The sequence below is a fragment of the Rhodoferax sp. ZS1R25 genome (genome assembly GCF_056521335.1).
Genome location: NZ_JBWMAZ010000003.1, coordinates 180,556 through 192,715, shown reverse-complemented (window position 1 = coordinate 192,715; position 12,160 = coordinate 180,556). Strand labels below are relative to the sequence as shown.

The 12,160-nt window shown below is 62.1% G+C and carries 12 protein-coding genes; 8 read left to right on the top strand and 4 right to left on the bottom strand.

Annotated features, from left to right (window positions below; genetic code table 11):
• Nucleotides 1-7: 7 nt before the first annotated feature.
• Nucleotides 8-607 (top strand): 5-formyltetrahydrofolate cyclo-ligase, encoded by a 600-nt coding sequence (locus AC097R_RS18750; RefSeq protein WP_479599735.1) that lies wholly within the window; start codon nucleotides 8-10, stop codon nucleotides 605-607.
• Between the two features lie 49 nt (nucleotides 608-656).
• Here the strand turns inward: AC097R_RS18750 and AC097R_RS18745 are convergent, their stop codons facing one another.
• Both AC097R_RS18745 and AC097R_RS18740 read right to left on the bottom strand, forming a co-directional pair.
• Entirely contained in the window at nucleotides 657-1,085 is a 429-nt protein-coding gene (locus tag AC097R_RS18745) for a TfoX/Sxy family protein (RefSeq protein WP_479599734.1), read from the bottom strand.
• Between the two features lie 15 nt (nucleotides 1,086-1,100).
• A complete protein-coding gene (locus AC097R_RS18740; RefSeq protein ID WP_479599733.1) occupies nucleotides 1,101-2,009 on the bottom strand; it encodes a DUF6279 family lipoprotein in 909 nt (302 codons plus the stop codon).
• 90 nt (nucleotides 2,010-2,099) lie between these two features.
• Between AC097R_RS18740 and glmU the strand changes: the two genes are divergently transcribed.
• Together glmU and AC097R_RS18730 are read left to right on the top strand one after the other, a co-directional pair.
• Nucleotides 2,100-3,479 carry a bifunctional UDP-N-acetylglucosamine diphosphorylase/glucosamine-1-phosphate N-acetyltransferase GlmU gene (gene glmU / locus AC097R_RS18735; protein WP_479599886.1) on the top strand — a complete coding sequence of 460 codons (1,380 nt, stop codon included), beginning with the start codon at nucleotides 2,100-2,102 and terminating at the stop codon, nucleotides 3,477-3,479.
• A gap of 11 nt (nucleotides 3,480-3,490) precedes the next feature.
• Nucleotides 3,491-4,231, top strand: coding sequence for a sensor histidine kinase (locus AC097R_RS18730; RefSeq protein ID WP_479599732.1), 741 nt, complete (start codon nucleotides 3,491-3,493; stop codon nucleotides 4,229-4,231).
• A 96-nt stretch (nucleotides 4,232-4,327) separates the two neighbouring features.
• On the opposite strand, the gene AC097R_RS18725 is transcribed toward AC097R_RS18730, so the two are convergent.
• The gene (locus tag AC097R_RS18725; RefSeq protein WP_479599731.1) at nucleotides 4,328-4,525 is read right to left on the bottom strand and encodes a hypothetical protein; all 198 of its coding nucleotides are present in this window, start codon (nucleotides 4,523-4,525) and stop codon (nucleotides 4,328-4,330) included.
• Nucleotides 4,526-4,729: 204 nt separating this feature from the next.
• Between AC097R_RS18725 and AC097R_RS18720 the strand changes: the two genes are divergently transcribed.
• On the top strand, nucleotides 4,730-5,692 hold the full coding sequence (locus AC097R_RS18720) for a LysR family transcriptional regulator (protein WP_479599730.1): 963 nt from the start codon (nucleotides 4,730-4,732) through the stop codon (nucleotides 5,690-5,692).
• Here the strand turns inward: AC097R_RS18720 and AC097R_RS18715 are convergent.
• A complete protein-coding gene (locus AC097R_RS18715; protein ID WP_479599729.1) occupies nucleotides 5,678-6,160 on the bottom strand; it encodes an Lrp/AsnC family transcriptional regulator in 483 nt (160 codons plus the stop codon). The genes AC097R_RS18720 and AC097R_RS18715 overlap by 15 nt on opposite strands.
• A gap of 135 nt (nucleotides 6,161-6,295) precedes the next feature.
• Between AC097R_RS18715 and glmS the strand changes: the two genes are divergently transcribed.
• The 4 genes from glmS (at nucleotide 6,296) to AC097R_RS18695 (ending at nucleotide 11,947) form a co-directional block, all read left to right on the top strand.
• Entirely contained in the window at nucleotides 6,296-8,191 is a 1,896-nt protein-coding gene (gene glmS, locus AC097R_RS18710; protein ID WP_479599728.1) for a glutamine--fructose-6-phosphate transaminase (isomerizing), read from the top strand.
• Between the two features lie 93 nt (nucleotides 8,192-8,284).
• Complete coding sequence (locus tag AC097R_RS18705; protein WP_479599727.1) at nucleotides 8,285-9,307, top strand: iron ABC transporter substrate-binding protein; 1,023 nt, start codon at nucleotides 8,285-8,287, stop codon at nucleotides 9,305-9,307.
• 7 nt (nucleotides 9,308-9,314) lie between these two features.
• The gene (locus tag AC097R_RS18700; RefSeq protein ID WP_479599726.1) at nucleotides 9,315-10,883 is read left to right on the top strand and encodes an ABC transporter permease; all 1,569 of its coding nucleotides are present in this window, start codon (nucleotides 9,315-9,317) and stop codon (nucleotides 10,881-10,883) included.
• Nucleotides 10,880-11,947, top strand: coding sequence for an ABC transporter ATP-binding protein (locus AC097R_RS18695; protein ID WP_479599725.1), 1,068 nt, complete (start codon nucleotides 10,880-10,882; stop codon nucleotides 11,945-11,947). The genes AC097R_RS18700 and AC097R_RS18695 overlap by 4 nt, the downstream gene beginning before the upstream one ends.
• Nucleotides 11,948-12,160 lie beyond the last annotated feature (213 nt).

Below are 12,160 nucleotides of genomic sequence, written 5' to 3'. Positions count from 1 at the left end.
GGGGATTATGGACAACTCAGACGATAGCAAAGCCGCGCAAAAGAAAGCCCTTCGCAAGGCGCTTCTGGAACAACGCCTGAACCTGCCCGACCGCCTACAGCGCGCCGATTTGTTACAGCGTGTCATGCGTATCTGGTTGGTGGGCCGGCCCGACGCGGTGATTGGTGCCTACTGGCCCATCAAGGGCGAGTTTGACCCGCTGCCCGCCCTGCACCGTTGGAAGGAGGACGGCGAACTGATCGACCAGCCACAGCCGCGCCGCATTGGCCTGCCCGTGGTGAACCGCGAACACAAAACCATGACCTTCCACGCCTGGTACCCGGGCTGCCCCATGGAAGAAGATGCCTATGGCATTCCCAAGCCCAAAGATACCGAACTGATCGTGCCCACGCTGCTGTTTGTGCCCTGCGTGGGCTACAGCGCAGGCGGCTACCGGCTAGGGTATGGTGGTGGTTTTTACGACCGCATGTTGGCCAGCCTGAGCCCCAAGCCATTTACCGTGGGACTGGGGTTCGGTACCGAGTTTGTGGATGACTTTGAGCCCGAGCCGCACGATATGCCGCTGGACACCATCCTCAACGACCACGGGATTGTTTGGCCAATCTAATGTGGCCCCCACGCTCCGCCGCTATGCGGGTCGCTGCCCCCCGTGGGGGCTAACCCGCCTTGGGGCGGCCCGGCGGCGGGTTGCGCTTTGGGACGATTTTTTTCTTGGCGGGCGCCTTGGGCCGAGGCGGCGGTTTCTTGGCCTGCAGGGCCGCCTGCATCGCCAGCCGGGCCCAGGGCAGCATCAGCGCAGGCGACTCCATCGCGTCGGCGGGGGCCCCGTAGTAGTTGATGCCGCGCGTGCCGGTCTTGGAGCCATAGCTGAAGCGTGGGCAACCTTCGGCTTCAAACTGCGCCTGTGTATCGGCGCTGGCCTTGAGCCACAGCGTGTCACCACTGCCCAGGTTGGCCAGAATGGCCACGGTGAGCCCGTCCACACTGATGCCCCAACCCCCAAACATGCGCTTGGCGACACAGGGGCCCAATCCGCTCAGCAATTCACAGGCGTAGTCGGCAAAGTCGGGGTTTTGGATGGCCATGGTGGTGCTCGGGGGTTAGGTGCGTGCCATCAGTGCGCGCACATCGGCTTCGTAGCCTTGCAGGGTCTGCTGCAGCTTGCTGCGCTGGTTGGCACTGGTGCTGTTGTGGAAGGCCGCAATGGCGGCGCAGGCCTGGGTGCGCACGCGTTCGGTGTACTGCTTGAACACGGGGTCAGGGGACTGCAGGCTTCGCTCCACCAAAGCGCGTACCTCGGCTTGCACATGGATGTCTGCGGCGTTACTGTTGCGCAGGGCGCGCAGGGTTTGCAGCACATCTTGCTGGCGACGCAGGATTTCGCGGTACTGCAGGCTGGCATCAAAGGCCGAGGTGTCCAGCTGACTTTGCAACAGCGCACGCTGCTCGTCGCTGAGGCGGCCATAAAAGCCCTCGGCGCGCTCTACCAGTTTTTTCAGGCGGCGGTCGTTGCGCTGCTCTGGGGTGCCGTCCAGCCACTCTTCGCGCCATTCGCGGTTGCGCTTGTCCAGCGCGCGGGCCAAGTGGTCCAACTGCGCCACGGTCAGGCTGGGCGCTAGCGCGACGGCGGTGGGGGCGGCGCGGTCCAGTACGTTTTGTAGGCGCTCTTCCAGGTACGTGGAGAGTTTGCAGACTTGCTCGGGCGCCACGGGTTGCGGGGCCGCGGAATTCAGGTTTTTGAGTGTCTCGGCCAGCTGGGGCAACTCTCCCTGGCGGTGCCAGTCTTGCAGGCTTTTCAAGTCGTTGCGCAGGCGCACACTCTGGGCACCGTCGAAATCAAAGTAGCCGTCCAGCCACCAGTAGGTGAAGTCGGGCGCATTGTTGTAGGCCAGGCGCACCGCGCTGCAGCCACCCAGCACCAGCGACGCCATGAGCAGCCCGATAATGGCGCACCAGCGGCGGCCGTTGATACGCAACGGCTGGCGGCTATCGTTTGGCAATGCAGACATCAGCAGGGGCATGTTGTGACTTCAAGTTTTCAGGTTTCGGGGCAAAGTTCTGGGCAAGAGGCCCCGCGTGCCGCAGTGGACGTGGTCATTATGGCGGCGGGCAAAGGCACGCGCATGAAGAGCAAGACGCCCAAGGTCCTGCACACGCTGGCCGGGCGCCCGCTGTTGCAGCATGTGCTGGACACCACCGCCCAGTTACTGGCCCGCAAGGTGGTAGTGATCACCGGCCACGGTGCTATGAAAGTAGAAGCAGTCTGCGCAGTAAATACGGGGGCTACAGCCGATTTTGATTTGAATTTTGTGCGTCAGGAACCCCAGTTGGGCACGGGCCACGCGGTGCAGCAGGCGGTGCCCGCGCTGGCCGACGACGGTGTGGTGGTCGTGCTGTCGGGCGATGTGCCCTTGACCCAGCCGGACACCTTGTTCCACCTGATCACCGCCTGCGGCGGCGACAGGCTGGCGCTGTTGACGCTGGAGCAGCGCGACCCCGCGGGTTATGGCCGCATCGTGCGCACCGGCGATGCGGTGCAGGCCATCGTGGAGCACAAGGATGCGTCGGATGCGCAGCGGCAGATTACCGAGATTTACAGTGGCATCATGGCCGTGCCCGCGGCCCAGCTCAAGCGCTGGTTGGCGCGGCTGGACAACCAGAATGCGCAGAAGGAGTACTACCTGACCGACATCGTGAAGTTCGCGGTGGCCGATGGGGTAGGGGTGGTGGCGCACAAGATTGACGACGCCGTGCAGGTGGCTGGCGTCAACAGCCCGGTGCAACTGGCCGAGCTGGAACGTGCCTACCAGCTGCGCCAGGCGCACCGCCTGATGGAAGAGGGCGTGCGCCTGGCCGACCCGGCGCGCATCGATGTGCGCGGTGACCTGCTCTGCGCGCACGACGTGAGCATTGATATCAACTGCATTTTCCAGGGCCAGGTGAGCCTGGGCGAGGGGGTGTCCATCGGCGCGCACTGCGTGATTGCGAATGTGGTGATCGAGGCGGGTGCGGTGATTCATCCCTTCACCCATATCGATGGTGAAAAACTCGGTGTGACCGTGGGGGCTGGTGCGCTCATTGGTCCCTTTGCCCGGCTGCGTCCTGGGGCCAAGCTGGGGGCTGAAGTGCACATTGGCAACTTTGTGGAAGTAAAAAACTCTACGCTGGCCAAGGGCGCCAAGGCCAACCACCTGGCGTATTTGGGCGACGCCACGGTGGGCGAGCGCGTCAACTACGGCGCCGGCAGCATCACCGCCAACTACGACGGGGCCAACAAGCACCGCACGGTGATTGAGGCCGATGTGCATGTGGGTAGCAACTGCGTGCTGGTGGCGCCGGTCACCATCGGTGCAGGCGGCACCGTGGGCGGCGGCTCCACCATCACCAAGAACACCGAACCCGGCGCCCTGAGCGTGGCGCGGGGCAAGCAGGTCAGCATCCCCAACTGGGCGCGGCCTGCCAAAAAGCCTAAGGCGTGATTTCTAACCGTATGTCGGACCTTCAGTCACGCATTGCCGAACTCGAAGCTGAACTCGCCGCCGTGCGGCGCGAGATGCAGGACTTCACCTATGCGGTGTCGCACGATCTGCGGGCGCCACTGCGCCACATCGTGTCCTATGCCCACTTGGTGCAGGAAGATGCCGGGCCGCAGTTCCCAGTAGAGCTACAGGGATTTCTGACAACCATCGCCGATTCTGCCAACCACTTGGGGGCCATGCTCGATGGGCTGCGCGAGCTGTCGCGGGTTGGGATGTTGCCAATGGTGCTGGAACCAGTGCCCTTGCGGACTGCTCTGGACGATGTGCTTACCGAACTGGCGCAAGACCATGCGCCACGACAGCTGAGACTAGAAGTGGATGTACCCGAGGTCTTCCATATGGTTGTGGATGCGACTCTGCTGCAGGTAGTGCTGCGTGAGGCTCTGGACAACGCCTGGAAATTTACGGCCCTGCTGCCAGAGGCAGAGGCTCGTGTCTGGGTGCAGGCACGGCAAGACGCCTCGGGTGCCTGGACGCTGGAAGTGCGAGACAACGGAGCAGGTTTTGTGGCTAGGGAGCCTTACCTGGCGTTGCGCCCTTTTGGGCGTTTGCATGGGGCTACCCCATTTCCGGGGCTGGGAATGGGACTGGCTTTGGCTGCCAAAGCGATACAGCGGATGGGGGGGGCGGTGCATCTGGCTTCGGCAGTGCCAAAGGGGTGTGTGGTCACCTTGTCTTTCCCCCAACGGTAGCCAGTAGACCATTCTGCCTGCGGCGCCCATGAAAAAAGCCCGGACATGCCGGGCTTGTTGGGTACGCAGGTCACTGCATAGCTGCAGCGCCGGTGCTTACCACTTCTTGATTTTGTCGTATTCAGCGAAAGCGTCTGCCGATGCCTTGCCTTGGGTTTCCGTGGCGGGCTTGGTGGCGGCTGCTGCCACTTGTTGGTCTGCCTTTGTGTCGGTTGTTTGGTCTGCGGCCATGGCTTGACCTGCCACCAAAGTTGTCAAAGCGATAGCGATAGCGGCAAAAGATGTCTTGTTCATGATGAATTTCCTTTCAAGTGTTAAAGAATCCGCTCTGGCGGGCATCACACCGTCTGAACAGCATCGATGGGGCGTTTAAAACATTCGTCTCGTCGATGGGATGAACTGTAAAATTTCTAATTCAAAAGATAAACAGCATGTGCAGCACATGCATATTGCTGTTTTGGCAATAATGATTGTCTTGATATCGTTTTGGAGTGCCCCATGGACCGACTACTTTCGATGCGCGTATTTCAGCGGGTGATCGATGAGGGAGGCTTCGCAGCGGCGGCGCGGGCGCTGGACATGTCGCCTGCGGTGGTCACGCGCTTGGTGGCGGATTTGGAAGAGCACCTAGGTACCCGCCTTTTACACCGTTCTACTCGCCGCATCTCGTTGAGTGAGGCAGGCGAGTCTTATCTGGGGCGGGTACGCGCGATTCTCCAAGACATCGATGAGGCCGACATTTTGGCCAACCAGCACACCAAGGAGCTCTCCGGTGAGTTGCATGTACTGGCGACGCCCGTGCTGGCCACCTATGTGCTGGCCCCACTGATTGCAGGATTCAGGGGCCTGTACCCCAAGATCACTCTGAATCTGCAGGTGGAGTCCTTCATGGAACCTCCCATCGAGGGGCATGACGTGACCCTGTTCACCGCGAATGAGGCGTATGACGGCGATGTGGTGGCTCGCAAAATTGCGACCACCCAAGCCGTGTTCGTGGCCTCACCTGAGTATCTGAAGCGCCGCGGCACCCCATTGCAGCCTGCGGAACTGAGTCAGCATGATTGTCTGGGCATTCGCGGTAGTGCCTTGGGTTTGCGCCAATGGCGACTTAAGCATGGCGAACGCCCAGAGGAGCACGTGGATGTTCCGGTAACTCCCGTGGTTTGGTCAAACCACATCGAAACCCTGATCCGAGCTACCTTGGATGGTGCCGGCATTGCCCCCGCCACTGTGGAACTGGTCGCCCCCTTTTTAGCGACGGGTGAGCTGGTGCGGGTGATTTCACCTTGGATTGCCGGCCAACTGCTACTGTATGCGGCATTGCCCAGTCGCCAATTCATGCCCCGACGTACCCGCGTGTTTTTGGACTACCTGACGGAGCAGACGCGCCTACTGCTGGCAAATGCCATGGACACCGGTGGGAGTGGTTGCAGTTCAGCGGCGGTGCTATACCAGCGGTAGCTCCGCACCAAACTTGCTGCGCTTGATGCTGAAGAAGGCTTTGACATTGCGAACATTGGCATCACTGTTGAACAGCCGCTGTGTCAGCGCCTGGTAGCTGGGCATGTCGCTGGCGTGCACCACCAGACAAAAATCTGGCCCCGGGGAGACGCGGTAGCACTGCTGCACGGCCGCGTCATTCGCCACGCGGGCTTCGAACTGCGCCAGGGCTTCGGCGTCTTGTCGGTCTAGCGTGATCTCCACAATGGCAGTCAGCCCGTGGCCCACCACCGCGGCTAGGCGCTCGGGCTGCAAGATGGCCACCTGCTTTTCGATCAGGCCGGCATCACGTAAGCGCTTGACCCTGCGCAGGCAGGTGGGTGGAGAGGTGTGCACCCGTTCGGCCAGCTCTTGGTTGTTGAGGCTGGCGTCGCGTTGCAGCTGACGCAGTAACAAAATATCGATCGCATCGAGAGAGATTGATTCCATATTTTGTTTATATATGGAATAAAAAATCTATTCAATGAATTTGTGAAATAAAAATTCATTTCTTAGAAAATTAAGAACAACTATTTTCCGTGGCTATGCCTACCATGCAGTCCATTGCTTGATTGGAGACTGTCTATGTGTGGCATCGTCGGCGCGGTATCGACCCGCAACATTGTTCCTGTGTTGGTGCAAGGCCTGGAGCGGCTGGAGTACCGTGGCTATGACTCCTGCGGTGTCGCGGTCTATGCCCAGGACGGCAAACCGGGCTTGCGCCGTGCGCGCAGCACGTCCCGTGTGTCAGAGCTCGCGGCCCAGGTTGCCAGCGGATCGCTCGAAGGCTTGCTGGGCATCGCCCACACCCGCTGGGCCACGCACGGAGCGCCCGTTGTCCACAACGCCCACCCGCATTTCAGCCACGGCAGCGGTGCCGACGCGCACCAACGCGCTGGGCGCATCGCCTTGGTGCACAACGGCATCATCGAAAACCACGATGAGTTGCGTGCCGCGCTCAAAGCCAAGGGCTATGTGTTTGTCAGCCAGACCGATACCGAAGTCATTGCGCACTTGGTGGACAGCCTGTACGACGGCGATTTGTTCGAGGCGGTCAAAGGCACGGTGCGCCAGCTGCACGGCGCCTACGCCATCGCCGTGTTCTGCAAGGACGAACCGCACCGCCTGATCGGCGCGCGTGCCGGTTCGCCGCTGATTCTGGGCGTGGGTAAAGACGGGCAAGAACATTTCTTGGCCAGCGATGCCATGGCCCTGGCCGGCGTGACCGACCAGATCGTTTACCTGGACGAAGGCGATGTGGTGGACGTGCAATTGGGCAAGTACTGGCTGGTGGACAAAGACCACAAGGCCGTGGCGCCGGCCCAGCGCCCGGTCAAGACCGTGCTGGCGCACAGCGGCGCGGCCGAGCTGGGCCCCTACCGCCACTACATGCAAAAGGAAATCTTTGAGCAGCCGCGCGCCATTGCCGATACGCTGGAAGGCGTGGAGGGCATCGTGCCCGAGCTGTTCGACGCGCAGATGAACCACGCACCCGGCAGCAATGCGGCGCGTGTGTTCCAGCAGATCGACAGCGTGCTGATCCTGGCATGTGGCACCAGCTACTACAGCGGTTGTGCAGCCAAGTACTGGATCGAGAGCATTGCCAAGGTGCCCTGCAATGTGGAAGTGGCCAGCGAATACCGCTACCGCGATTCGGTGCCCAACCCGAACACGCTGGTCGTCACGATTACCCAAAGCGGTGAGACCGCTGACACGCTGGCCGCGCTGCGCCATGCACAGTCCCTGGGCATGAAGCACACATTGACGATCTGCAACGTGGCCACCAGTGCCATGGTGCGCGAATGCAGTTTGGCCTACGTCACCCGCGCGGGGGTTGAGATTGGCGTGGCCTCTACCAAGGCCTTCACAACCCAGCTGGCCGGACTGTTTCTGCTCACCCTGTGCCTGGCCCAGGCCAAGGGCCGCCTGAGCGATGCCGAAGAAGCCCGCCATCTCAAGGCCATGCGCCATCTGCCTGCTGCGCTGCAGGCGGTGCTGGCGCTGGAGCCCCAGCTCATTGCGTGGGCGGAAGACTTTGCCAAGAAGGAAAACGCGTTGTTCCTGGGCCGCGGCCTGCACTTCCCGATTGCCATGGAAGGCGCCTTGAAGCTCAAGGAAATCACCTACATCCACGCCGAGGCCTATGCCGCCGGTGAACTCAAGCACGGCCCGCTAGCGCTGGTCACCAGCGAGATGCCTGTGGTGACCGTGGCGCCCAACGATGCGCTACTGGAAAAACTCAAGAGCAATCTGCACGAAGTGCGCGCGCGCGGTGGTGTGCTGTATGTGTTGGCCGATGCCGACACCCGCATTGAGAGCGGCGAAGGCCTGCATGTGATTCGCATGCCTGAGCACTACGGCGAGTTGTCGCCACTCTTGCACGTGGTGCCCTTGCAGCTGTTGGCGTACCACACGGCCTGCGCGCGCGGCACCGATGTGGACAAACCGAGAAATTTGGCAAAGAGCGTGACGGTGGAGTGAGCGCGGGGCGGATTACAATACAAATGCGAATTATTGTTATTTGCGTTGTAATCACAACGTCCATGCCACTTCCTCTTGATCCAGGCTTGCCTCATGAAAAATACACTGTCGTTTCCGTTGGTACGCGCTGCGGCGCTGGCTGTTAGTTTCTTTGTTGCTTCCTTCAGTGCCTCTGCGCAAAGCGCACCTGAGGGCATCGTGGTGTACAACGCCCAGCATGCCAGCCTGACCCAGGCCTGGGTGGACGGCTTCACCCGTGAAACCGGCATCAAGGTCACCGTGCGCAACGGGGGTGACACCGAGTTGGGCAACCAATTGGTGCAAGAGGGTGCGAATTCGCCGGCTGACGTGTTTCTGACCGAAAACTCGCCTGCCATGGCGCTGGTCGACGGTGCAGGCTTGTTCGCACCGCTGGACCCTGCCACCTTGGCACAAGTGGCGCCCAACTACCGCACAGCCCACGGCCGCTGGGTGGGCATTGCGGCCCGCAGCACTGTGTTCGTCTACAAAAAAACCAAGTTCACCCCAGCACAGCTGCCCAAGTCCATGCTCGACTTGGCCAACCCGGAGTGGAAAGGCCGTTGGGGTGCCGCCCCGGCAGGAGCCGATTTCCAGGCCATTGTCAGCGCCTTGCTGGAACTCAAAGGCGAGGCCGTCACGGCTGCCTGGCTCAAGGGCATGAAAGAAAACGTCGTGCCTTTCAAGGGCAACAGCATTGCCATGAAGGCCGTGAACGCCGGACAGGTGGACGGTGCGCTGATTTACCACTACTACCATTTTGGCGATATGGCCAAGACCGGTGAGAACAGCGAGAAAACTGGGCTGCACTACTTCCGCAACGAAGATCCGGGTGCCTTTGTCAGCATTTCGGGCGGCGGCGTGCTGGCGTCCAGCAAGCACAAATCGGAAGCCCAGGCCTTTGTGAAATGGATCACCGGCAAGGGTGGCCAAGAGATTTTGCGCACCGGCAGCTCGTTTGAATACGCCGTGGGAGCTGGTGCCCAGTCCCACCGCAGCCTGGTGCCACTGGCCGAGTTGCAGGCACCCAAGGTTGAGCCCTCCAAGCTCAACAGCAAAAAGGTCTCTGACCTGATGACCCAGGCTGGTCTGCTCTGACCCTGCCTTGACCGCCTCTTCGATCCGCGTCACTACGCCCTTGCTGCGCATTGCGCGGCCAGGGCGTTGGTCTTGGGTGACCGTTGCCGCGGTGCTGGTAACGCTGGCTGCCCTGCTGCCACTGGGTTTTGTGGCGTGGGTGGGTATTCAGTCTGGCTGGACCACAGTGTCTGCATTGGTGTTCCGTCCCCGTGTGGGTGAACTGCTGGTCAACACCGGTTTGCTGGTGCTGGTGACCGTGCCCATCTGCGTCGTATTGGCCGTGGCGCTGGCCTGGTTGACCGAACGCAGTGATTTGCCCGGGGCGCGCACTTGGGCCTGGCTCGCCGCGGCCCCCTTGGCCGTGCCGGCCTTTGTGCACAGCTATGCCTGGATCAGCCTGGTACCTGGCCTGCATGGCCTGGGTGGTGGCGTGCTGGTGTCCGTGGTCGCGTATTTCCCGTTTCTGTATCTGCCGGTGGCAGCAGCCTTGCGCAGGTTGGACCCCGCGATGGAAGACGCTGCGGCCTCGCTGGGCGAAGGTCCCTGGGAAGTGTTTTTCCGTGTGGTGTTGCCGCAATTGCGCTTGGCGATTTGGGGCGGTGCCTTGCTGGTGGGCCTGCATCTGCTGGCCGAGTACGGCTTGTACGTGACGATCCGTTTTGACACCTTCACCACGGCCATCGTGGACCAGTTTCAGTCCACCTACAACGGTCCCGCGGCCAATATGCTGGCGGGGGTGTTGGTGGTGTGTTGCTTTGTGCTGCTGGGCTTCGAGTCGGGAACCCGCGGGCACGAGCGCTATGCCCGTGTCGGCTCCGGCTCTGCGCGGCAGCCACAGCGCAGCCGATTGGGGCGCCTGTCCACGCTGTGCCTGCTGCTACCCGTGGTGACCGCCGTGCTGTCTCTGGGCGTGCCCTTGGTCACGCTGGCGCGCTGGTTGGTGGCCGGTGGCGCCAGCGTGTGGAATCTGCCCGAGCTGGGTCCCGCGTTGTGGCAAACCCTGATGCTGGCTCTGGCCGGAGCGGTGTTGACCACGGTGGTCTCAGTGCCCATGGCTTGGCTGTCTATTCGCGCACCAGGGCGCATCCAGCGCCTGCTGGAAGGCGGCAATTATTTGGCCGGTTCCCTGCCGGGCATTGTGGTGGCGCTGGCGCTGGTGACCATCACGGTGCGGGTGGCACTGCCCATTTACCAAACCGTGGTCACCGTATTGTTGGCCTATGTGTTGATGTTCCTGCCGCGCGCACTGGTCAGTCTGCGCGCAGGCATTGCCCAAGCACCGGTGGAACTGGAGCAGGCCGCACGCAGCCTGGGCCGCTCGCCCACCCAGGCTCTGTGGCAGATCACCATGCGGCTGGCGGCTCCTGGCGCGGCCTCGGGCGTGGCCATGGTGTTTTTGGCCATTACCAACGAACTCACCGCTACGCTGTTGCTGTCGCCCAATGGCACGCAGACGTTGGCCACCGCTTTCTGGTCCCATAGCAGCGAGATCGATTACGCGGGTGCAGCGCCCTATGCGCTGATCATGGTGCTGCTGTCGCTGCCCCTGACCTGGCTGCTTTACCTTCAATCCAGACGCATTGCCGGACGATGACTACCCTTGACTTGCACGCAGTGCACAAAACCTACGGCGCCGTTACCGCACTGGCAGGCATTGACCTGCAAGTACGTGAAGGCAGTCGCACCGCCATCGTCGGCCCCTCGGGGTCGGGCAAGACCAGCCTGCTGCGCATCATTGCGGGCTTTGAGGCGCCCGATGCGGGCCGGGTGGTGTTGGGAGACCAACTGCTGGCCGATGGCCCGGCCATCGTGCCGGCGCACTTGCGCGGTATTGGCTATGTTCCGCAAGATGGGGCCTTGTTCCCCCACCTGAGCGTGGCTGACAACGTGGGCTTTGGCTTGCCACGGCATACGCCCCAGCGCGCCCAACGCATTGACGAATTGATGGAGATGGTGGCGTTGGACAGGGCCATGCTGCAGCGCCGCCCGCACGAGCTGTCGGGTGGCCAGCAGCAGCGTGTGGCACTGGCACGCGCGCTGGCCTTGCGGCCGCGGCTGATGCTGCTGGACGAGCCCTTTTCCGCACTCGACACCGGTTTGCGTGCGGCCACACGCAAGGCCGTGGCCCAGCTGCTGCAGTCCGCAGGCATCACCACCATTCTGGTCACCCATGATCAGGCCGAGGCCCTGTCATTTGCAGACCAGGTCGCCGTGATGCGTGAGGGCCGTCTGGCCCAGGTGGGACGCCCGCTGGACCTGTACTTGCGCCCCTCGGACCCGGCGACTGCCAATTTTCTGGGTGAGGCCGTGGTCTTGTCTGCGCAGCTGTCCGCCGGTTGGGCTGAGTGCGCGTTGGGCCGCATTGCCACCCACGAAGTGCAGCGCAGTGGGACCGGCCAGATCATGCTGCGCCCTGAGCAACTGCAGCTGACCGAGGTGGCCAGCGATGGTTCGGATGCCGATGCCAACGCCTGCTTGGGCGTGGTGCTAGAAGCCGACTTTTGCGGCCCGGTGTCTGAACTCACCGTGCGCCTGCTGTCCGATGAGGGCAGCACGCCGCTGCTGGTGCGTAGCCCCGGCCTGCACGCACCTGCGGTGGGCGCCACCGTCAGTATCTCGGTGCAGGGCCACGCGCATGTATTTGCGCCAGGTGCTTGAGCTGCGGAGTCTATCGCCCAACTTCTGGCCGCTCCTTTACCCCGTCTTTACACGGGTAGGCGCATGAAAGTTGCGCAGGCTTTCTAGAATCGCGCTCGTCATTCACTACCGGCCAATGCCATGGACCCACACAGTTCCGGGCCTTCGTCCGAGTTGAGCACCGCATAGCTTCTTTCTGCATGCGCCGCAAGCCAACTGGCGTTCACGCCAGTT

What these genes read in the sequence shown, in the direction of transcription:
- AC097R_RS18750 (WP_479599735.1), top strand. Translation starts at nt 8, where the DNA reads ATGGACAACTCAGACGATAGCAAAGCCGCGCAAAAGAAAGCCCTTCGC.
- AC097R_RS18730 (WP_479599732.1), top strand. Translation starts at nt 3,491, where the DNA reads ATGTCGGACCTTCAGTCACGCATTGCCGAACTCGAAGCTGAACTCGCC.
- AC097R_RS18745 (WP_479599734.1), bottom strand. Translation starts at nt 1,085, where the DNA reads ATGGCCATCCAAAACCCCGACTTTGCCGACTACGCCTGTGAATTGCTG.
- glmU (WP_479599886.1), top strand. Translation starts at nt 2,100, where the DNA reads ATGGCGGCGGGCAAAGGCACGCGCATGAAGAGCAAGACGCCCAAGGTC.
- AC097R_RS18725 (WP_479599731.1), bottom strand. Translation starts at nt 4,525, where the DNA reads ATGAACAAGACATCTTTTGCCGCTATCGCTATCGCTTTGACAACTTTG.
- AC097R_RS18705 (WP_479599727.1), top strand. Translation starts at nt 8,285, where the DNA reads ATGAAAAATACACTGTCGTTTCCGTTGGTACGCGCTGCGGCGCTGGCT.
- AC097R_RS18720 (WP_479599730.1), top strand. Translation starts at nt 4,730, where the DNA reads ATGGACCGACTACTTTCGATGCGCGTATTTCAGCGGGTGATCGATGAG.
- glmS (WP_479599728.1), top strand. Translation starts at nt 6,296, where the DNA reads ATGTGTGGCATCGTCGGCGCGGTATCGACCCGCAACATTGTTCCTGTG.
- AC097R_RS18715 (WP_479599729.1), bottom strand. Translation starts at nt 6,160, where the DNA reads ATGGAATCAATCTCTCTCGATGCGATCGATATTTTGTTACTGCGTCAG.
- AC097R_RS18740 (WP_479599733.1), bottom strand. Translation starts at nt 2,009, where the DNA reads ATGTCTGCATTGCCAAACGATAGCCGCCAGCCGTTGCGTATCAACGGC.
- AC097R_RS18695 (WP_479599725.1), top strand. Translation starts at nt 10,880, where the DNA reads ATGACTACCCTTGACTTGCACGCAGTGCACAAAACCTACGGCGCCGTT.